The organism is Nocardioides potassii (genome assembly GCF_021648885.1).
Lineage (GTDB): Bacteria > Actinomycetota > Actinomycetes > Propionibacteriales > Nocardioidaceae > Nocardioides > Nocardioides potassii.
This window is the reverse complement of record NZ_JAKJHZ010000005.1, coordinates 243475-262082: the sequence shown is the minus strand read 5'-3', so window position 1 is coordinate 262082 and position 18608 is coordinate 243475. Positions and strand designations below refer to the sequence as shown.

Below are 18608 nucleotides of genomic sequence, written 5' to 3'. Positions count from 1 at the left end.
ATTCCCGGGTGCCAGAACTTTTTCCGAGCCCTACCCTGAGCGCGTGACGAACCTGCTGCCGATGGCGGACGAGCCCGCCCCGGAGCGGTCCGACGCCGCGCGCAACCGGCAGGCGATCCTCGCAGCGGCGCTGGAGCTCGTCCGGACCCGGGGGGTCGACTGCGTGACCATGGACACGGTCGCGTCGGTGGCCGGCGTCGGCAAGGGGACGCTGTTCCGTCGCTTCGAGAGCCGCGAGGGCCTGATGGCCGCGGTGCTCAACGAGTCGGAGGCGGCCTGGCAGGCCGACGTGATCTCCGGTCCGCCGCCGCTGGGGCCGGGTGCTCCCCCGCTGGAGCGGCTGCTCGCGTTCGGCCACTCGCGGCTCCGCACCAACGTCACGCACGGCGCACTCATCAAGGCCGCGACCGGCGACAGCTCGGCGCGGTCGCGGGCCGCGGCGTCGTTCGCCGTGATGCACGTACGACACCTGTTGAGCGAGCTCCGCGTCACCGGCGACCTCGTCCTACTGTCGATCGCCGTCCTCGCGCCCCTCGACATCGTGGTGATCGAGCAGCAGCAGCGCGACAACATCTCCTTGGAGCGCATCGAGGCCGGCTGGGACGACCTCGTCCGCCGCGTCGTGGGCTGCTGATCAGCCGACGGCAGACGCCGCGATGAGGCCTCCGACCACCCAGAGCAGCGCACCGACCACGAGCGCCGCGAGCGGCACCCACCACGTGCGCTTGCGGCGCACCCAACGCACGACCACGACGACGAGCGCGACGACGTAGACCACCCACGGCGACCCGGACGCGACGACGATGCCGGCACCGATCTGGGCGCCGTTGCACCGGACGTCGCCGACGCAGCCGTCGGAGGCCATGGCGAAGAACAGGCCCAGGAAGGACGCGATCAGCAGGAGGACCGCCAGGCCGAGCATCAGCAGCACCGTGACGACGCGCTCGACCGTCGACGTCTGCGGCGGGAGGTCGTCGTACGACGCGGGCTGGCTCACCCGAGGAAACCTAGGGCACGGCTAACGGTGGTGGCGCCGGAGGCCGAAGGTCAGCCCGTCCACGAGCGCGCCCCAGGACGCCTCGATGACGTTGGCGCCGACACCGACCGTGACCCAGCTCGACGCACCGTCGCTGGTCTCGATGAGCACCCGGGTGATCGCGTCGGTGCCGTGACCCTGGTCGAGGATGCGCACCTTGTAGTCGATGAGCTCGAACTTCGCGACCTCGGGGAACGCCTGGCCGATCGCCTCGCGCAGGGCCGCGTCGAGGGCGTTGACCGGGCCGTTGCCCTCGCCCGTGACGACGTACCGCACGCCCTCCGCCTTCAGCTTCACCGTCGCCTCCGAGACGGCCTCGCCGTCGGTGCGGGTCTCGGTGATGACGCGCCACGACTCGACGTCGACGTACGACGGACGAGCACCCTCAACCTCCTCGGCGAGCAGCAGCTCGAAGGACGCGTCGGCGGCCTCGAAGGTGTAGCCGCGCTGCTCCATCTCCTTGACGCGGTCGGTGACGCGGGTGACCAGGTCGCGGTCCTCCGACAGGTCGTAGCCGAGCTCCTTGCCCTTGAGCTCGATCGAGGCGCGCCCGGCCATGTCGGAGACGAGCAGGCGCATGTCGTTGCCGACGACCATCGGGTCGAGGTGCTGGTAGAGGTCGGGGTCGACCTTGATCGCGCTCGCGTGCAGCCCGGCCTTGTGCGCGAAGGCCGACGTGCCGACGTAGGGCTGGCGCGAGGCCGGGGGCACGTTGGTGACCTCGGCGACGGCGTGGGCGATGCGCGTCGCCTCCCTGAGCAGCCCCTGCGGCAGGACGGTGCGGTCCAGCTTGAGCTCGAGGTTGGCGACGACGGTGACGAGGTCGGCGTTGCCGGTGCGCTCGCCGTAGCCGTTGATGCAGCCCTGCACGTGGCTCGCGCCCGCGGCGACCGCGGCGAGCGAGTTGGCCACGGCGCACCCGCTGTCGTTGTGGGCGTGGATGCCGACCCTGGCGCCGGTCGACTCGATGACGTCGAGCACGACGTCGGAGACCCAGTCGGGCAACATGCCGCCGTTGGTGTCGCAGAGTGCGACCACCTCGGCGCCCGCCTCGGCGGCGGTCCGCAGCACCTCCAGCGCGTACGCCCGGTTGGCGCGGTAGCCGTCGAAGAAGTGCTCCGCGTCGAGGAACACCGTCTGCCCCTCCTCGCGCAGGTGGGTGACGGTGTCGCGCACCATCGCGAGGTTCTCCTCCAGCGTGGTGCGGAGCGCGAGCTCGACGTGGCGGTCGTGCGACTTCGCGACGAGCGTGACGACACCAGCCCCGGAGTCGCGCAACGCGGCGACGAGCGGGTCGTCCGCGGCCCGTACGCCCGCCCGGCGGGTGGCGCCGAACGCCGCGAGCTTGGCGTGGGTGAGCTCCAGCTCCTGGCTCGCGCGGCGGAAGAACTCGGTGTCCTTGGGGTTCGAGCCCGGCCAGCCGCCCTCGATGTAGCCCACACCGAGACCGTCGAGCTGCCGGGCGATGCTCAGCTTGTCGGCGACCGAGAGGTTGAGCCCCTCCTGCTGGGCGCCGTCGCGCAGGGTCGTGTCGTAGACGTGGAACGAGCCGTGCAGGTCCATCGGTCTTCTCTCGTGCGGTGCGTCCGGGAAATGAAAAAACCTCCTGGGGTGCAGGAGGTCGGCGCGGCGGGGAGTCCCGTCGCGCTAGGCAATGATGATCGCGGTGCTGCTCACGAGGTCGATGGTGCCACCGATCGGCCTCGCGTGAGACGAGTGTCTCGTCATCCGGGCGTCATCGTCCCGCATGCTGCCGACCGCGGACGGGTACCCCGCGTCCCGCGGACGCAGACGGCGACCGGCGGATGCGGAGGTGGGACGTGGCTGACGACCGCGTGCGGGAGGCGGCGGAGAAGTGGTTCGGCCACCGGGAGCTGCTGGCCGGGCAGGAGGAGGCCGTCACCACGCTGCTCGAGGGCCGGGACGTGCTGCTGGTCGCGCCGACGGGCTCGGGGAAGTCGCTCGTCTACCAGCTCGCCGGGCTGCTGCTCGACGGGTGCACGGTCGTCGTGTCGCCGTTGCTCGCGCTGCAGCAGGACCAGGTCGCCTCGCTCGAGGGCGTCGGCATCAGCGCGGCCCGGCTCAGCTCGGCCGAGTCCGCGGCCGAGCGCGAGCGCGTGCTCGAGGCGGCCCGCACCGGCGACCTCCGCTTCCTGCTTCTCTCCCCCGAGCAGCTCGCGAACACCGACGTCCTGGCGGAGGTCGCGAGCATCGAGCCGGTCCTGGTCGCGGTCGACGAGGCGCACTGCGTCTCGTCGTGGGGCCACGACTTCCGTCCCGACTACCTGCGGCTCGGCGAGCTCATCGCGCAGGTCGGCAAGCCGCGCGTGGTGGCGATGACCGCGACCGCGGCCCTGCCGACGCAGCAGGACATCGCCGAGCGCCTGGCCCTGCACGACCACCGGACCGTGCTCACCGGATTCGACCGCGACAACATCGCGCTGCGCGTCGAGCGCTTCGCCGGCGCCGACGAGCAGCGCGAGCGGGTACTCGAGCTCGTCGACGAGATGTCGGGCGACACCGGCAGCGGCGTCGTCTACTGCCGGACCCGCGCGGGCGCCGAGGAGTACGCCGCGGCGCTGACCGAGCGCGGGCACCCGGCCTCGGCCTACCACGCCGGCCTGTCGCAGCGACGTCGTACGCAGGTGCACGAGCAGTTCATGGCCGGCGACATCCCACTGGTGGCGGCCACGTCGGCGTTCGGGATGGGGATCGACAAGCCCGACATCCGCTTCGTCGTGCACGCCGACGTTCCCGAGTCACCGGACACCTACTACCAGGAGGTCGGCCGCGCCGGTCGGGACCGTGCGACGGCCACCGCCGTCCTGGCCTACCGCGCCGAGGACCTCTCCCTCGGCAAGTTCTTCGCCACGCCCGTGCCCAGGCGCGGCGACGTACGCGCCGTGGTCGCCGCGATGGATGCAGCCGGGAGCGACGACCCACGGGAGGTGGCCGACCACCTCGACTTCGGTCACCGCAAGGCCGGGCGGCTCGTGAACCTCGTGCGGCTCGCGCGCGAGGCCGAGGAGCTCCCCGACGACGCCCCGGTGTCCCGGGTGGTCGACGCGGTCGTCGCCCGCGCCGAGGGGCAGCGCAACCTGCAGGAGTCCCGCGTCGAGATGATGCGGGCCTACGCCGAGACCGACCGCTGCCGCAGCGCGTTCATGCTGGGCTACTTCGGCGCGGAGGTGCGCGACCGCTGCGGCATCTGCGACAACTGCGTGGCGGGGCTCGCGCCCGAGGAGGTCCGCGACCCCCGGGCGCTGTACGCCGTCCAGGACGCGGTCGAGCACGAGGAGTTCGGCCTCGGGACCGTCACCGACGTCGAGGACGACCGGATCACCGTGCTGTTCGAGGACGCGGGCTACAAGACGCTGTCGCTCGAGCTCGTAGAGGAGCACGGCCTGCTGACAGCAGCCCAGGCATGACGCAGGCCCTGCCACCACCGGTGGCAGGGCCTGCGCGGGTTCAGCTGCCCGAGATGATGCCCGGCAGCGCCTTCTCGAACTGCGCGATCACCTCGGCGGCCGGCAGCACGTAGCTGCGCGGACGCGCGGCGGCGGCGAGGTCGGCACCCCAGTCGGCGGCGCGCTGGCGCTGCAGCGGCGTGCCGTGGTGGCCGGGGCTGTCGAACGAGCAGTCGCCCACCGTGTAAAAGCTCAGCAGCGCGTCGGTGACCCGCTTGCGGTTCAGCGAGAGCCCCTTCTTGTGCGTGCCGAAGTACGACGCCATCGCGTCGGCCATCAGCTCGGTACGACGCGTGGCCGCCGACGGGTCGGCCGGACCGTCGTCGAAGGCGTCGAGCTCGTACTGCACGTGGTGCGCGAACTCGTGGGCCATGATCACGCGCGGGCCGACGTCGCCGAGCCCGAAGGAGTCGTAGGCCTCGACGATGCCCTTGCCCATGATCAGCTTGTCGGGCAGGGCGGCGATCGCCGGGTCGGGATCGCCCTCACCGCTGAACGCGAAGGCGTTGGCGGTCCACAGCGGGTTGTCGTAGAGGTCGCCGTGCGCCTGCACGAACGACGCGACGGTCGTCGCCTCCTGCTGGACCTGCTCCGGGGTCAGCGGGGCGATCTGGTCGGTGGCCACCATCGTCGTGAGCGTCCGCGCGATGCGGTCCGCGCTGAGCAGCGACTCGCCGTTCATCTCCAGGAGCTGGATGTCGCTGGAGTCGATGTCCCAGAACCGGCGCAGGTCGCGGAAGGTGTGCGAGATCTGCGTGGCGTGGGTCTCGAGCGCGTAGGTCGGGTCGCCGGCCGTGCCGAAGAAGAGGGCGTCGTAGGTCGGGACGTTGAACAACGTGTCCTGGTGGTCGACGACGAACTGGAAGACCTCGGGGTCCTGCGCGAGCGCGCCGATCTCCTGGTCGAAGAAGCCGTCGAAGAGCGTGGTGTCGCACTCGCTCGGCTCGACGGCCTCGCGGAACGCCTCGGCAGCGGGGTTCTCGACGAGGCGGTCGGCCGCCGACGTACGGGCGTGGGTCGCCCCGGGTGCCGCGGTGGCGGCAGCGGCGGGGACGAGCGGGACGAGGACTGCGGCACCGAACGCCGCGGTCCAGCGGATGACTCTGTGCAAGGGATCGACCTCCGAGAGATGGCTCGGAGGACACTCTGCCCCCGAGCGGACTCGTCCCAACGTAGGTCGGGATCGCGGGGGTGCCAAGCCCGAGGGCGAACCGGTCCGGCCGAGCGGCCGGACCGGCCCACGACTCACTCCGTGCCGTCGGGCTCCTCGTCGACGACCTCGCCGTCGAGCAGGGCGGCGTCGGCCAGCGCGTCGGCCTCCGAGTCGACCTCCGGGTCGTCGACGACGTGGACCGCGGCCTCCTCGGCACCGGCGGCGGCGCCGTCGATGCCCACGTCCTGGGCGACCAGGTCCTTCTCGGTGTCGGTGCGCACGCCCTCGTCCTCGGCCACCAGGCGGCCCGCCCGGTCGCCGTCGTCACCCTCGACCTCGGCCTGCACGGCCTCGCCGTCGCTGGAGTCCTCGGCGACCAACGGTGCGAGGTCGCCGCGCTCGGCCTCCTCGTCGGCGCGCTCGTAGGGGTCCGGCTCCGGCACCTCCTGCGCCACGCGCTGATCGAGCGACTCACCCATGCTCTCCTCGAGCGGCGTGTTGCCGAAGCCCTGCGCCGCCGACCACTTCTCCGGCGGCGAGTAGCCCTCGTCGAGCGGTTCCGGCAGGCCGCGGTCGTCCACCAGGCTGTCACCGGTGCTCTGCGGCTGCGTCTCGTCGTCGACGCTGTAGCCGTGGTAGCTCTCGTTGTCGGTGCTGTCCCCGGTGATGTCCACGGCGGGGTCGGTGCCGATCTCGGTCTCGATGTCGGCCGGGTCGGGCTGCTCGGTCATGCGTTGCTCCTCACGTACGTCGGAGCGAGCCCCGTACCCCGTTCGCGGTCACTCGAACGTGTGACGCGCGTCCCGGCTCAGAGCCAGCCCGGCACGCGCACGCCAGCGAACGGCGCGTCGTCGTACGGCGCCCAGCGGGTGCCGGACTCCGAGGCCGCGGCGCCCAGGCCCGACCCGAGCGCGGCGACGAGGAGCGTGACGATCAGCCACGGCACACCACGGCGGGCGAGCGGGTCGACCACGCGGTGGATCGGCGAACGCACGCGCTCCGACCCCGGGCCCCACCACGTGCCGACGGCGAAGAAGCCTCCGATCACGGCGAGCGAGGTCAGCACCGGGAGCGAGGCGGCGAAGCAGAGCAGGGCGACCGCCGCCGCGATGCCGACGCTCCAGAGCATGAGCAGGATCGCACCGCCGAGCCCGGCGACGACGTGCCACGGGGCGGCGAGCAGCAGCTGGATGCCGTCGTACCACTTCGCGCCGCGCCGGTCCCGCCTGCTGCCCGCGGACGACGCCGCGAGCGAGCCGCTGCGCAGCAGCCAGGTGGCGAGGAACAGGACCGCGAGCGCGAGGTAGGGCGCACAGGCGATGCCGCCGGCCACCACGCCGCCGAGCGCCAGCAGGCTCAGCCCGCGACGCAGCCGCTCCCCCGCCGGCACGTGCTCGCGCGGGGTGCCGTAGTCGCCGACGTACTCCACCGAACCGTCCGGGAGCACCCGCGTCCGGCGGTGCGGGACCGTCCCGGCCTCGCCCCAGCCCTGTGCGTGCCGGTCGCCGTAGAGGTCGTTGCGCGGGTCGTCCCACCGGTCCTCGGAGTACCGGTCCTCGGAGTAGCGGTCCGCGCCCCAGTCCGACGACCAGTGCACCGGCTCGGCAGCCCCGGCGGGAGGTACGACGCCGGTGCCCACCGCGGTCGGCGCCTCGAGGTCCTGGCGCACGCCGGCGACGTAGGGCAGCGTCACCGGGTGCGGCACCGAGGTCTGGCGCGGCTCGGCCGGCTCGTCACCGGCCAGGTCCTCCAGCCAGTCACGCACCTCGTCGAGCGAGGGCCGGTCCTCGGCGTCGGGCGCGAGCGCCTCCTCGACGAGCTCGAGGACCAGCGGGTCGAGGCCGCTCAGGTCGTGCTCGCCGCGGCGGACGCGGTCCATGATCGCCACCGACGGCCCGCGGCCGAACGGCGCGCGGCCGGTGCCGGCGTACGCCACGGTGGCGGCCCAGGCGTGCACGTCGGACGCGGCGGTGGCGTCGTCGCCGTACAGGATCTCGGGCGCGAGGTAGCCCGGGGTGCCGAGCAGCCAGCCGTTCATCGTGATGCGCGAGTCGTCGGCGACGCGGGCGAGGCCGAAGTCGATGAGGATCGGCGTGCGGCCCTCCATGATGACGTTGGACGGCTTGATGTCGCGGTGCAGGACGCCGACGTCGTGGACGGCCTCGAGCGCCTCGGCGAGGCAGTCGGCGAACCACAGCAGGTCGTCACCCTCGAGCGGCCCCTCCTCCTGCACGTGGTCGTGCAGCGAGAGGCCGGGGACGTAGCGGGTGGCGACGTAGGGGATCTCGCCCCACGGGTCCGCGTCGACGATCTCGGCGATCCGCCGGCTGCGGACGCGGCTCAGCGAGCTGACCTCGCGCGCCAGCCGGCGCCGCGCCTCGTCGTCGCCGACGACGTGCGGGCGCAGGACCTTGATCGCGACGGGCCGCTCCCCGGGCTTCTGGCCGAGGTGCACCACGCCCATGCCACCTTCGCCGAGCCGGGCGCGCAGCGCGTAGCCGCCGACGGTCAGCCCGGGCGGCGGCGCCTGTGGGGACGTCGTCACCTCATGAGGATACGGGCGGTGAACGGCGATCCCTGTCATCCGGCGCGCTGTCGGGCTCCCCGGCTAGCGTGTGGGTGGTGGACGAGTCAGGCGCAGCACGACGACGACTGGCCGAGGAGCGTGAGGTCTCGCTCGCGCGGCTTGCCAGCCTGACCGGCGACCACGAGTCGATCGTCGCCGCCTCGCTCGACACCAACGCCGACGACGAGCACGACCCCGAGGGCGCGACCATCGCCTTCGAGCGCTCGCAGATCGGCGCACTCATCAAGCAGGTGCGCGGCCACCTGGCCGAGCTCGACGCCGCGCTCGCCCGGGTCGACGCAGGGACGTACGGCGTCTGCGAGCGCTGCGGTGCGCCGATCGGTGCGGCCAGGCTCGAGGCGCTGCCGGCGGCGCGGCTCTGCATCCGGTGTGCCGGCCGCGTGCCTTGATGGAACCTCAACATGACCTTTACCGAACATATGTTCGCTTTCGCGTCACGGGGGCGATATGATCGAACCCACGCTCCTAGATCCCGGGCCGTCGGACAAGTGGCACCGATGCGCCTTCCCGGCCTCGAGGTGAGCGAGTTGCGAGGGTAAGTAATAGTCCGGTGCGCCGGGCCTCCAGGAGCGACGACCGTTGATCACCGCGCGACCCCGCGGGATCCGTCGTCGAGAGGAGGAGGCGCCGTGACCCACCCGATCCTCGTCGCGTCGTGCCTCATCGACGAAGCCCTGAAGGGCGTCGGCGACACCAATCCGGCCTTCATGGCCACCGGGGACAAGGCACAAGCGCTGCGCGAGCTCGTCCGCCTGGAGGCGCGCCTGGCGGAGCTGCGCTTGCGAATCATGGCCGACGCCGGCGACGTCGCCGCGGAGACCGGCGCGCGGGACGTCGCCGACTGGGTGGCGGACGCAACGCGAGGTCGGTTCGAGGACGCGCGTTCCGACCTCACGCTCGGAGTCGCGATCGACCGTCGCTGGGGCGAGCTCGGCGCAGCCATGCGCGAGGGCCGCGTGTCGACGGCGCAGGCCAAGGTCATCGTCCGCTCGCTCGAAGCACTGCCCGACGAGGTCCCGCGCCACGTGCTAGCTCGTGCCGAGGCGGCACTGATCGAGCACGCGGAGCGCTTCGCACCCAAGCCGCTCGCCCGCGTCGGGCGCCACATCCTGGCCGTGGTCGCCCCTGACCTGCTGGACGAGGCGGAGGGCAGGCGACTCGCCGCGCTGGAGGACGAAGGGCGCCGGCGCACGCGTCTGATGCTGCGTCGGGTCGGTGACGGCACGACCCGGCTCTCGGCGCGCCTCCCTGATGCCGTCGCCACCCGCCTGGCCACCTACCCCGCGGCCTATGCCAACCCACGCCGTGACGCTGCTCCGTTGGGTGTGCCTGGAGCCACCGCCGATACCGCCGCGTCCGGCCCCACCGCCGACGACCCGGTCGCCCGACTCCCCTTCCCCCGGCGACTCGGCGAGGCCTTCTGCCAGCTGCTCGAGACCCTCGACCCGACGAGGCTGCCGGTCAACGGCGGCGATGCGACCGCGGTGATCGTGACCATTCCGTTTGAGTCACTGCTCGCGGACCTCGCATCAGCCGACCTGCTGGGCGCCGGCACGCTGCCGAGCAACCCCCACACCGATCCGTGCGCCGGTGAGACGATCACTGCCGCGCAGGCCCGACGTCTCGCGTGCAGCGCGCGCATCATGCCGGCGGTCCTCGGGGGCGCCTCCGAGGTCCTGGACCTCGGCCGCGCCCGTCGCCTGTTCACCGCACCTCAGCGCCGAGCAATGCTCCTGCGCGATCGCACGTGCCGCGCCGAGGGCTGCGACATCCCCGGCACCTGGGCGGAGGCCCACCACTGGGTCGCTTGGACCGACGGCGGACACACCGACGTCGACGACGGCGTGCTCCTCTGCCCCCACCATCACCACCGCGCCCACGACCTCGCCTTCATCGTCGAGCGGCTCAGCAACGGTGACGTGAGGTTCAGGCGACGGACGTAGGCCGGCCCACGGACTTCTGTTTTCCCTCGCGCGCCTCTTTGTCGTGGTGGGATCGGTCGTCACCGATTGGGGGATCATGGGCAGGGTCACGTCGTATCCGAGTCGCGAGCTGCGCCAGTTACGCGTGCGATGGGTGAGGAGCAACAGGAAGGTCGTCCTCGTCGCGTGCGTGGTCTTTCTGGCGTCTGGGCTCGTCGCGACCTGCTTGGTCGTCGTGTACCCCAGTCGACCCGGCTGGTACGCGGTTGGTGTCCTGCACGCCGCGCTCGTGGCAACCGTGCTTCACCTCCTCAACAGCGCTGTGCTGGCTCACGAGCCTCGAGCCGTGCATCAGCTGCGCGGTGCGTGGGGCGAGGACAACACCCGGTCGGAGCTCCAGCGCGCGAAGAAGCGCAGTCTCGTCTGGGGGTGGGTCGACAGCATTCCACTCCAGAGCGGCGATCTCGATCATGTAGTCGTCACACGGTCCGGGGGTGTGGTGGTTCTGGACTCCAAGTTCCGCACCGACGTCACGCGGGCGGGAGTCGTCGACATGGCGGCGTCGGCGGCTCGCGCACGTGTGCGCACGGAGGCGGTCGCACGCACGGTGCTGCCCGTCGACAGGTCTGGTCGGCGGCGAGCCTCCAGCACGTCCGTCCATGTAACCCCTTGCATCGTCATGTGGGGGCCTGCGCGGCGCAGCATGCCTGAGACCCACGTCATCGAAGGGGTGCACTTCGTCGACGGAACGAAGCTCATCCCGTTGTCGAGCCTCCCCACCTCACCGGTGTCGAAGGCCGCCGGAACCGATCTCCTCGTCCGACTTCGCGCCTTTCGCGACCGGCATCCTGCCGGCGACTGACCGGCGCACGAGCCACTCCGCCACGGTGAGGTTCACCACCCAGGCCAAACCCATGACGAGCGCCTTCGGGTTGCCGGACGGCTGGCCGACAAGCACGACGTAGGGCAGCAGGAACAGCGCCTGCGTCCCGGCGCCCTGCGCGACGGCGTACGACCTCGCCATCCACCGCTGGTGGGTGACGACGTCGCGGCGGCGGATCGCGAGCAGGCCAAGCACGAGCCCCGCGACCATCAGGGATCCGAAGACCAGGCGGAGCCACATCAGCGTGGCATTGTCGTGCGCGGGCAGGTCCGAGAAGACCGACATCCAGATCCCGCTGAGGCCGGCGGCGATGCCGGCGGGCACGAGGACGCGGCCGCTCCACCTGTGCCAAGCCGGGCGGCGTCGCCGGAGCGACGGCTGGAGCTGGAAGGCGCCCAGGATGCAGTACGTCGTCGCGCCGACGATGTGGACGACGATCGGCAGTGGCAGATCGGAGAACCGCGCGTTCTCCGCCGTCGGTCCGGTGGACAGGTCGACCAGCCGGGCGGCCCCGGCGATCGCCGGCACGGCGGTCAGCGCGATGAGCGAGGCGGGGACCCACCAGTCGCGGTGGATGCGCGGCGGGGCGGCCGGTCGTGGAGCGAGCGTCGTCATGGGACGAGCATCAGTGCGCGCCTCGTGCGCGGGCATCGGCCCGCGGGCCGGACCTGGGTCGGCCGTTCGGTGGAGACGGCTGGTCGTTGGAACGCCGGTCCCTCAGCCGCGGACGGACCTCGCCTCGGGCGTCGCCTCGAGGGCCGCGATCAGGCTGCGCGCGTCGTACGGACCGACGTGGCGGGTGTCGCCGACGAAGAAGGTGGGCGTGCCGCGGACACCACTCGCCTCGGCGGACGCGACGTCGTGCTCGACGTGCCGGGCGATCTCGTCGTCGTCGAGGTCGCGCATGAACTGCTCGACGTCGAGGTCGATCTCGGCCGCGTAGCCGACGAGGTCCTCGAGCTCGAGCTCGTCCTGGTTCTCGAAGAGCACGGAGTGCATCTCCCAGAACCGACCCTGCCGGGCGGCCGCCTCCACCGCGAGCGCGGCGAGCTCGGCGTGCGGGTGGACGGGCAGCGGCAGGTGCCGGGTGACGTAGCGCAGGCGGTCGCCGAAGTGGGCGCGCAGCTCGTCGCCGACGCCGCTGACGCGCGCGCAGAACGGGCACTCGTAGTCGAGGTACTCCACCAGCGTCAGCGGCGCATCGACCGGTCCGGCGACGTGGTCGCGTGCCGGGTCGACCGGACGGCTGAGGATGCGGGGCAGGGCGGCGTCGTCCTGGCCCAGCACCCGCGCGGAGAAGCGGAAGGCCGCCCAGCCCGCGAGGCTCGCGAGCACGGCCGCGAGGAGCACGCCGACGCGCGCCTGGTCCTGGAGGCGCGTGGAGTCGAAGGCCAGGCTGATGATCAGGAGCGACACCGTGAACCCGATGCCGGACAGCGCGCCGCCGGCGAGGGTGTGGCCGAGACCCACCCCCTGCGGGAGGCGGCCCCAGCCGAGGCGGACGCTGGCGAACGAGCCGGCGAAGATGCCGACCGCCTTGCCGACGACCAGGCCGAGCACGATGCCCCACATCAGCCTCGAGGCGAGGGCGTCGCCCAGGACGCCGTCGCGCAGGTCGACGCCGGCGTTGGCCAGGGCGAAGACGGGTACGACGACGTGGCTGGTCGGTCCGTGCAGCGCCTCCTGGAGCCGCTCGTTGACCGAGATGGCGCGGGTCAGCGAGCGGCGGGCGGCCCGCTGCACACCCGGCATCGGCGACTGCCGGAAGGCGCGGAACCGGCGGGCTGCCTCCTCGACGTCGGAGCGCCTGGGGTCGAGCGCGGGCACGAGCAGGCCGCTCAGCATGCCGGCGATCGAGGCGTGCACCCCCGACTCGAGCGTCGCGACCCAGAGCACGAGGACGACCAGGACGTAGGGCGCGGCCTGCCACACGCCGACCCGGTCCAGCACCACGAGCACGACGAGGCAGACGGCGGCGACCGCGAGCGCCCCGAGCGACAGGTCGTCGGAGTAGACGATGCCGATGACGCTCACCGCGACGATGTCGTCGATCACCGTGAGGGTCAGCAGGAAGATCCGCAGCTGCGTCGAGACGGCCGGCCCGACGAGCGCCATCACGCCGAGCAGGAAGGCGGTGTCGGTGCCGATCACGGCACCCCACCCGGCCGCCTCCTCGCCCGAGGAGTTCAGGGCGAGGAAGATCGCCGCCGGCACGAGCATCCCGGCGAGGCCGGCGACGAGCGGGATGACGGCCCGGCTGCGGTCGGTGAGCTCGCCGATCGCGAACTCCTTGCGGACCTCGAGCCCGATCACGAAGAAGAAGACGACCATCAGGCCGTCGTTGATCCAGTGGTGCAGGTCCATCGACAGCCCGCCCGTGCCGAGCCGGATCGACAGGTCGGTGTGCCAGAGGTCGACGTAGGACTGCGACCACGGGGAGTTCGCCCAGACCAGCGCGACGAGGGACGCCACGACGAGCATCCCCGCCGAGCCCGACTCCGTACGGATGAAGTCGCGCAGCGACCGCGGGCTCTGTGCCTCGTAGGCCACCGATCGGGCGCAGGTCGACTGCCCCGGGTCGTCGTGCTGGCCTTCGTCCCCGGTCGTGCTCACGCCATGAGGCTATCGAGGTCCGGGAGGAGAGTTCGGGTCAGCAGCCTCCGGAGGGCCGCGTCGGCTTCATCTCGCCCGCGCGCGATTCAGCAGACGCGGTGCATCCAGCCGAAGGTGTCCTCGGAGCGGCCGAACTGCATGCCGACGAGGGCGTCGCGGATCTGCATGGTGAGCTCGGTGCTGGCGGGCGCCGGGGTGGTCGCCGACGGCGAGCGCAGCTCGCCGACCGGGGTGACGACCGCGGCGGTGCCGCAGGCGAAGACCTCGGTGATCTCGCCCGACGCGACGCCGTCGCGCCACTCGTCGATCGAGAACTTCCGCTCCTCGACGGCGTGGCCGAGCTTGCCGGCGAGCTCGATGATCGAGGCGCGGGTGATGCCTTCGAGGATCGTGCCGGTCTCCGGGGTGACGATCCGGCCGTCGCGGTGGACGAAGAACAGGTTCATCCCGCCGAGCTCCTCGATGTAGCGGAACTCCTGGTCGTCGAGGAACACCACCTGGTCGCAACCCTGCTCGATGGCCTCGCGCTGCGCGGCGAGCGACGCGGCGTAGTTGCCGCCGGTCTTGGCCGCCCCCATGCCGCCGCGGCCCGCGCGGGTGAAGGTCTCCGAGAGCCAGAGGTTGACCGGCTTGATGCCGCCCTTGAAGTACGCCCCGGCCGGGGACGCGATGACCATGAAGGTGACGTGCTGGGCCGGACGCACCCCGAGGAAGGTCTCCGAGGCGAACATGAACGGCCGCAGGTAGAGCGACTTCTCCCCACCACCGGAGCTCGCGTTGTCCGGGACCCAGCGCTGGTCGGCCTGCACGAGAGCGTCAACGCACGCCACGAAGTCGTCCACCGAGAGCTCGGGGAACGCGAGGCGCTGGGACGAGCGCACCATGCGCGCAGCGTTCTGCTCGGGCCGGAAGGTCCAGATCGAGCCGTCGTCGTGGCGGTAGGCCTTCATCCCCTCGAAGGTCTCCTGCGCGTAGTGCAGCACCGCCGTCGCGGGGTCGAGCGTCAGCGGGCCGTAGGGCTCGATGCGCGCGTCGTGCCACCCGTGCTCGGGGGTCCACTCGACCGTGAGCATGTGGTCGGTGAAGTGCTGGCCGAACCCCGGGTTGGCGAGGATCTCGGCGAGGCGGGCGTCGTCGACGGGCGTGGGGTTGGCGGTGGTGCTGATGTGCATGGGGTCAACCTATTCCAGAGCCCCGGCAGGGGCGCTCAGAGGCGGGCGGCGATCGCGTCCCCGACCTCGGACGTACGACGGCTCGTGCCGGGCGCGCGCTCGGCGAGGTCCGCCAGGACGGCGGCCTCGATCGCGGCGGCGGCGTCGGCGTGGCCGAGGTGGTCGAGGAGGAGCGCGCCGGAGAGGATCGCTGCGGTCGGGTCGGCCTTCTCCTGGCCGGCGATGTCGGGGGCGGAGCCGTGGACGGGCTCGAACATCGACGGCGCGGTCCGGTCGGGGTTCACGTTGCCGGAGGCGGCCAGCCCGATGCCGCCGGTGATGGCGGCGGCGAGGTCGGTGACGATGTCGCCGAAGAGGTTGTCGGTGACGATCACGTCGAAGCGGGCGGGGTCGGTCGCCATGAAGATCATGGCGGCGTCGATGTGGATGTAGTCGGTGGTGACGTCGGGGTGCTCGGCGCCCACCTGCTCGAAGAGGCGCCACCAGAGCGACCCGGCGTTGGTCAGCACGTTGGTCTTGTGGACCAGGGTCAGCTTCTTGCGCGGGCGCTTCTCGGCACGGGCGTAGGCGTCGCGGATCACCCGCTCGACGCCGTACGCCGTGTTGACCGAGACCTCGGTGGCGATCTCGGCCGGGGTGCCGACCCGGAGGGCACCGCCGTTGCCCGTGTAGGGGCCTTCGGTGCCCTCGCGGACCACCACGAAGTCGATGTCGCCGCGCTCCAGCACGTGCTCCGCCAGGGGTGAGACGGAGCCGGGGAACAGCCGCGAGGGACGCAGGTTCACGTAGTGGTCCAGCTCGAAGCGGAGCCGCAGGAGCAGCCCGCGCTCGAGGATGCCCGGGGGCAGGTTCGGGTCGTTGGGCTTGCCACCCACCGCACCCAGCAGGATCGCGTCGTGCTCGCGGATCTCCGCGAGCACCGAGTCGGGCAGCACCTCGCCGGTCGCGAGGTAGCGCTCGGCGCCGAGGTCGTAGCGCGTCGACTCGAACGTCACGGGAGAGGCCACCTCGAGGACCTTGAGGGCCTCGGCGGTCACCTCCGGACCGATGCCGTCGCCGGGGATGACGGCGAGGGTGACGGGAGCGGACTGCGGGGTCTCGGGCATGCGGAGGACGTTAGTTGTCGTCCGGCCGCAGGCCGCCGTTGTCTCGCAGGTCAAGCGCGGTCTGCAGCGCCATCGCGGTGTTCTCGGCGCTGCGCGGGTTCTCCGGGTCGTGCGCCGAGGGGCCCCACGAGTCGGGGTAGAAGTCGTACATCGGATCTCACTCCTGTGCCTGTGTCGAACGGGTGAGAGCTCGAAGCCACCGACACCGCGGCGGGTGACGGAGCGGGAGTGCGGGGATCGCCCGGGGCCCGGCTGCCGGCCGGTGAGGCGTACGGGTCACGCGTGCGATCACGGACCCGCCGCAGAGGCGGCGGCTTCGAACTCGACTGGAAGGTCTGGTTCAGAAGGCCGGTGGCGGAACCTCGTCAACGCCGAACACCGCGACGAGGTGGCCTTCTTCAGGCCTCGCCGCGGCGAACGATGAGTACGAGCACGCTCCGCATGGTGAGCCGACTGTACGACCGCCCAGCGGACGGCCGCATCCGTCTTCCGACAACGTGTCAGATGGTGAGATCGCGGGCCGCGGACTGGGACGAGCCGCGACAGGTGGCACACTCGGCGGTCTCATGTCTGCCCCTCCCGATCTGCCCGGTGTCGTCCAGCGCGCGTTCGACGTGTGCCGCTCCGCCGGCTACGTGTCCTTCTGCCGCAACGAGACCGGCCGCCTGCTGGCGACCCTCGCCGCGACCCGGGGCGGGACGATGGCCGAGTTCGGCACCGGGTGCGGCGTGGGCACCGCGTGGCTGCGCAGCGGCGTGCGCAACGGAGCGCGGATCCTGACCGCCGAGCTCGACGAGTCCCTGGCCGGAGCCGCGGCGAAGATCTTCGACGACGACGCCAAGGTCGAGGTCCTCTCCGCGGACTGGAGCGTGCTGCACGACCGCGGTCCGTTCTCGCTGCTGTTCCTGGACTCCGGCACGCCCTCCGAGGTCGGCGTCGACCAGGTGGTCGACCTGGTCGAGCCGGGCGGGATCGTGGTGCTGGACGACTTCGCGCCCTGCGAGTCGTGGCCACCGATCTCCTACGGCCGCGTCGACACGTTGCGCGAGCAGTGGCTCACCGACGAGCGCTTCACCGCGGTCGAGGTGATGGTCGCCGCCGACGCCTCCGCCGTCATCGCCACGCGCCGCTGACCTCCTCCCCCCACCTCGACCGGGCTGTCGTGGGAGGGTCGGGCACGTGACCAGGCTCGCCGTCGCCGCGCCCAGCCGACCCGCCGCCGACGCGGCGGCCGAGGTGGCGCGCGCCGGCGGCACCGCGGTCGACGCCGCCATCGCGGCGGCGCTGGTCGCGATGGTCAACGAGGTGGGGCTGGTGTCCCTGAGCTCGGGGGGCTTCGTCACGGTGCAGCCGGCGGCAGGTGCGGCGTACACCGTCGACGGGTGGATGGACCGCCCGGGGCGCGGGCGTCCCGACGACGAACCCGCGCCCCGGACGTGGGACGTCGACACCGAGTACGGCGGTGGGGTGACGATCACGATCGGCCCCGGGTCCGTCGCCACGCACGGCTCGCTGGCCGCCTTCGGGGAGGCACATGCGCGCGACGGCCGGCTGCCGTGGCGCGAGCTCGTCGCACCCGCGCTGGACGTCGCCCGCGGCGGGTTCGCGCTCGGCTCCGCGTCGCGGTACTACCTGCGCTACGTCCACGAGAGCGTGTTCGGCTGGGACGAGCGCAGCCACGCCGCCCTCCACGACGCCGGCGGCCGGCTGACCGAGGAACGGGTGGTCGTGCCGGACCTCGCCTCGACGCTGGAGCACATCGCCGAGGCCGGTCCGCGGGCGATGCACGAGGGCGACCTCGCCGAGCTGCTCGCGTCCGACCTGCAGGCGCGCGGCGGCCTGCTCGGCTTGGCCGACCTGGAGGCGTACGAGCCCGTCGTCCGTGTCCCGATCTCCACGCGGATCGGTGCCTGGACCCTGAGCACCACTCCACCGCCGTCGGTCGGCGGCGTCGTCGTGGCGTCGATGCTGCGACTGCTCGACGACCGGCCGCGCGGGCCGTGGACGCCCGACGACGTCGAGCACCTGGTGCGTGTGCAACGAGCAGTGCTCGGCCACCGTCGCGAGGTGCTGGAGGCCGCCGACGACCTCGCCGCGGCCTCCCGCGCCTGGCTCGACCGCGTCGACGCGGACCACCGGGCGGTCCTCGAGTCGGGGTCGACGGCCCAGGTGTCGGTCACCGACGCCGAGGGCGCGGCGTGCTCGATCACCGTGTCCTCGGGCTACGGCGCCGGGATGATCGCCGCGGGGACGGGGATCTGGCTCAACAACTGCCTCGGCGAGCAGGAGCTCAACCCGGTGGGACGCCCCGTCGCGCCCGGCGGCCGGCTGCTGTCCAACATGGCACCGACGGTCGGGCGCAGCGACGACGGGTCGACGCTGGCCATCGGTTCGCCGGGCGCCGACCGGATCACCACGGCGCTCGTGTGCGCGCTGGCCGGCTTCGTGAGCGGTGGCCTCGACCTCGCGGACGCCGTCGCCCACCCGCGCGTGCACGTCCACCGGGCCGGGCTGCCGGACGAGGACGTGCGGGTGGAGGACGAGCCGACCATGTACTTCGGCGGCGTCGGCGCCGCGCTCACCACCGCCGACGGCGCGCTCGACGCTGTCGCCGACCCCCGCCGGGAGGGTGTCAGCGCGGTCGTGGACCCGACCCTGCTTGACTGACG

The 18608-nt window shown here is 72.3% G+C and carries 17 protein-coding genes; 7 read left to right on the top strand and 10 right to left on the bottom strand.

Features of this window, described 5'->3' with window-relative positions; all coding sequences use genetic code 11:
* Nucleotides 1-43 precede the first annotated feature (43 nt).
* A complete protein-coding gene (locus L2K70_RS05675; RefSeq protein ID WP_236400232.1) occupies nucleotides 44-634 on the top strand; it encodes a TetR/AcrR family transcriptional regulator in 591 nt (196 codons plus the stop codon).
* Here the strand turns inward: L2K70_RS05675 and L2K70_RS05670 are convergent, their stop codons facing one another.
* Both L2K70_RS05670 and cimA read right to left on the bottom strand, forming a co-directional pair.
* Entirely contained in the window at nucleotides 635-997 is a 363-nt protein-coding gene (locus L2K70_RS05670) for a hypothetical protein (RefSeq protein ID WP_236400230.1), read from the bottom strand.
* A 21-nt stretch (nucleotides 998-1018) separates the two neighbouring features.
* Nucleotides 1019-2599, bottom strand: a complete 1581-nt coding sequence (cimA, locus tag L2K70_RS05665; protein WP_236400227.1) for a citramalate synthase — start codon at nucleotides 2597-2599, stop codon at nucleotides 1019-1021.
* A gap of 257 nt (nucleotides 2600-2856) precedes the next feature.
* On the opposite strand from cimA, the gene L2K70_RS05660 reads away from it, so the two are divergent.
* Nucleotides 2857-4464 (top strand): RecQ family ATP-dependent DNA helicase, encoded by a 1608-nt coding sequence (locus L2K70_RS05660; protein ID WP_236400225.1) that lies wholly within the window; start codon nucleotides 2857-2859, stop codon nucleotides 4462-4464.
* A 40-nt stretch (nucleotides 4465-4504) separates the two neighbouring features.
* Here the strand turns inward: L2K70_RS05660 and L2K70_RS05655 are convergent, their stop codons facing one another.
* From L2K70_RS05655 to L2K70_RS05645, 3 genes are all read right to left on the bottom strand, one after another.
* Entirely contained in the window at nucleotides 4505-5614 is a 1110-nt protein-coding gene (locus tag L2K70_RS05655) for a neutral zinc metallopeptidase (RefSeq protein WP_236400223.1), read from the bottom strand.
* 134 nt (nucleotides 5615-5748) lie between these two features.
* On the bottom strand, nucleotides 5749-6387 hold the full coding sequence (locus L2K70_RS05650; protein WP_236400222.1) for a DUF5709 domain-containing protein: 639 nt from the start codon (nucleotides 6385-6387) through the stop codon (nucleotides 5749-5751).
* 77 nt (nucleotides 6388-6464) lie between these two features.
* The gene (locus L2K70_RS05645; RefSeq protein WP_236400220.1) at nucleotides 6465-8201 is read right to left on the bottom strand and encodes a serine/threonine-protein kinase; all 1737 of its coding nucleotides are present in this window, start codon (nucleotides 8199-8201) and stop codon (nucleotides 6465-6467) included.
* Between the two features lie 77 nt (nucleotides 8202-8278).
* Here L2K70_RS05645 and L2K70_RS05640 point away from each other — a divergent pair, with 77 nt between their 5' ends.
* The 3 genes from L2K70_RS05640 (at nucleotide 8279) to L2K70_RS05630 (ending at nucleotide 11027) form a co-directional block, all read left to right on the top strand.
* Nucleotides 8279-8632: a TraR/DksA family transcriptional regulator gene (locus tag L2K70_RS05640; protein ID WP_236400219.1), complete on the top strand. Its 354-nt coding sequence runs from the start codon at nucleotides 8279-8281 to the stop codon at nucleotides 8630-8632.
* A 240-nt stretch (nucleotides 8633-8872) separates the two neighbouring features.
* Complete coding sequence (locus L2K70_RS05635) at nucleotides 8873-10186, top strand: HNH endonuclease signature motif containing protein (protein ID WP_236400216.1); 1314 nt, start codon at nucleotides 8873-8875, stop codon at nucleotides 10184-10186.
* 46 nt (nucleotides 10187-10232) lie between these two features.
* Nucleotides 10233-11027, top strand: coding sequence for a hypothetical protein (locus L2K70_RS05630; RefSeq protein WP_236400214.1), 795 nt, complete (start codon nucleotides 10233-10235; stop codon nucleotides 11025-11027).
* Here the strand turns inward: L2K70_RS05630 and L2K70_RS05625 are convergent.
* The 5 genes from L2K70_RS05625 to L2K70_RS05605 all read right to left on the bottom strand — a co-directional run bounded on the left by L2K70_RS05625 (nucleotide 10947) and on the right by L2K70_RS05605 (nucleotide 16090).
* The gene (locus L2K70_RS05625) at nucleotides 10947-11663 is read right to left on the bottom strand and encodes a DUF2306 domain-containing protein (RefSeq protein ID WP_236400212.1); all 717 of its coding nucleotides are present in this window, start codon (nucleotides 11661-11663) and stop codon (nucleotides 10947-10949) included. The genes L2K70_RS05630 and L2K70_RS05625 overlap by 81 nt on opposite strands.
* 102 nt (nucleotides 11664-11765) lie before the next feature.
* On the bottom strand, nucleotides 11766-13661 hold the full coding sequence (nhaA, locus tag L2K70_RS05620; RefSeq protein ID WP_236400210.1) for a Na+/H+ antiporter NhaA: 1896 nt from the start codon (nucleotides 13659-13661) through the stop codon (nucleotides 11766-11768).
* 86 nt (nucleotides 13662-13747) lie between these two features.
* A complete protein-coding gene (locus tag L2K70_RS05615) occupies nucleotides 13748-14833 on the bottom strand; it encodes a branched-chain amino acid aminotransferase (RefSeq protein ID WP_236400208.1) in 1086 nt (361 codons plus the stop codon).
* A 35-nt stretch (nucleotides 14834-14868) separates the two neighbouring features.
* Complete coding sequence (locus L2K70_RS05610; protein WP_236400206.1) at nucleotides 14869-15939, bottom strand: 3-isopropylmalate dehydrogenase; 1071 nt, start codon at nucleotides 15937-15939, stop codon at nucleotides 14869-14871.
* A gap of 10 nt (nucleotides 15940-15949) precedes the next feature.
* Complete coding sequence (locus L2K70_RS05605) at nucleotides 15950-16090, bottom strand: hypothetical protein (protein ID WP_236400205.1); 141 nt, start codon at nucleotides 16088-16090, stop codon at nucleotides 15950-15952.
* A gap of 415 nt (nucleotides 16091-16505) precedes the next feature.
* Here L2K70_RS05605 and L2K70_RS05600 point away from each other — a divergent pair, with 415 nt between their 5' ends.
* A complete protein-coding gene (locus L2K70_RS05600) occupies nucleotides 16506-17072 on the top strand; it encodes an O-methyltransferase (RefSeq protein ID WP_236400203.1) in 567 nt (188 codons plus the stop codon).
* A gap of 46 nt (nucleotides 17073-17118) precedes the next feature.
* On the top strand, nucleotides 17119-18606 hold the full coding sequence (locus tag L2K70_RS05595; RefSeq protein ID WP_236400201.1) for a gamma-glutamyltransferase: 1488 nt from the start codon (nucleotides 17119-17121) through the stop codon (nucleotides 18604-18606).
* Nucleotides 18607-18608: the final 2 nt, after the last annotated feature.